General features: G+C 41.1%; 2 protein-coding genes. Both read left to right on the top strand.

Features of this window, described 5'->3' with window-relative positions; genetic code table 11:
• On the top strand, positions 1 to 1,322 hold a 1,322-nt coding region (locus Q0296_RS11295; RefSeq protein ID WP_298040654.1), incomplete at its 5' end, for an Ig-like domain-containing protein.
• 112 nt (positions 1,323 to 1,434) lie between these two features.
• Complete coding sequence (locus tag Q0296_RS11290; protein WP_298040652.1) at positions 1,435 to 1,812, top strand: rhodanese-like domain-containing protein; 378 nt, start codon at positions 1,435 to 1,437, stop codon at positions 1,810 to 1,812.
• Positions 1,813 to 1,817 lie beyond the last annotated feature (5 nt).

The following is a 1,817-nucleotide window of genomic DNA, read 5'->3' as shown; positions in this document are numbered from 1 at the left end:
TGAGTAAAGTTAAAGGACTAATCAAATCAATAATCGGCACGGATGCCATCGTCGCTATAGACGCTAATGGAAATGAAAGAACTCTAAAAGCAGGCGACGTGATATATGACAATGAGGTCATAAAAGAGCAAGATGGTGTAAAGGTTGAGGTGCAAGCTGTGCAAACTCAAAATGAAAATGCTAGTGATAAAGCTAGCAAAGAGATAGCGTCGCTACAAGAGCAATTATTAAATGGTAAAAATATCGCTGATCTTGAAGAGACTGCAGCTGGTGGTAATGCCTCAGCAGGCGGTAGCAATAGCGGAGATGGCGTGAGCCTTGGTGCTGCTAGCTTTGCAAATGGTGGCCACTACTCAAACGTATATGCAAATTTTGGCGATCTAGCTTCTCAAGCAAATGCTAGCGCAGAGGCTCTAACAAATGTAAATGGCGCTGCTAGCGAGGGCTTTAGTCTTGATACACTTGCGGCTGCGATAGATAATGCCTATAATATACTTCCAGAAACGCTAGAAGTATCTGTCACATCAGTAAATGATAATAGAGTAGTCGGAAACACAGACGAATCAGTAAGTAGACATATCGATGTTGGGGATAATATCCTAGAACACAGCGCATCTGAAAGAACAGGCCTACACATCACAAACGACAACGCTCCAACTTTAGTAGGTAAAGCTTCTACTATTAGTGTATTTGATGGCGAGGGTGAGAATGCACCACTACTTGGCACAACAACTGCCGATAGTGACGGCAACTGGTCATATACACCTACTTCACCTTTGGCTGATGGAGATCATAAATTTACCATTGAGGCTAGCAAAACAGCTGTAAATGGCGAAGAGCTAAAAGCTACAAGCACGCAAGAGATCACTGTTGATACAGTAAATAACCAGCTAACCATTGATAGTATTAGTACAGATCAGTTTGCGGATCTAACAAAATTTAACATGTTCCGTACTCCTAATAGCGAAACTAGCCACATAGATGATAGCGTTCTTGTAAATAGTTGGAGCGACGTCGATTTTAAGCCAACTGTCTCTGGTAAGGCTGAAGCCTTTGCTGATGTTCGTATAGAGGTTTGGATGAAGCCTGCTATATGGGAGCTAGATACTGCGGTAGATAAACTAATCGGTAGCTACACTGGCAAGGCCGATGCTAATGGTAACTGGGCTATCGAAGATGTAGACTTTCATGGTAAAAGCTACCTTGATCATGAGTATGAGATCAAGGCTGTTTCTAGCGTTGATGAGGCTGGCAATACCTATGAGGCGGCCGGTATGACATTTCATCTACCAGTTCCAACACCACCAGAAGATCATCTATAATCTTAAATTTAATGTGGAGAGCCTTTCTCCACACTTTTACTTTATTTCAAATAAATTTTACTACATTTAACAATATATGCTATCATTCCATAAATTTTATTGAAGGATAAAAATGAAAAAATTTCTACTTTTAGGAGCTGTTTGTTCTATGTTGTCTGCTGACGTTAAAACTATCCCTGTAACTCCAGACGTGATAAAAAATTACGATCAGATCGTTGATATAAGAACTCCATCTGAGTGGCAAGATACGGGCATCATCGCAGGTGCAAAGACTATCACTTTCGACCCAAGTCAAAAAGAGGCATTTTTTGGTGAGCTATCAAAGGTGGTCGACATCAAAAAGCCTATCGCACTTATTTGCAGAAGCGGTAGAAGAAGTGCGGCTGCAGCAGCTGCTATCGATAGTGCGGATCTAAATATCATAAATTTAGACGGCGGTATGGGCAGTTTGATCGAGCAGGGCTACAAAACTACACCATATAAAAAATAAGAAAA

It is taken from the genome of uncultured Campylobacter sp. (assembly GCF_937890585.1).
In the GTDB taxonomy this organism is placed as follows: domain Bacteria; phylum Campylobacterota; class Campylobacteria; order Campylobacterales; family Campylobacteraceae; genus Campylobacter_A.
The sequence above is the reverse complement of the archived record's forward strand: the minus strand, read 5'-3'. Positions and strand labels throughout refer to the sequence as shown.

What these genes read in the sequence shown, in the direction of transcription:
- Q0296_RS11290 (WP_298040652.1), top strand. Translation starts at nt 1,435, where the DNA reads ATGAAAAAATTTCTACTTTTAGGAGCTGTTTGTTCTATGTTGTCTGCT.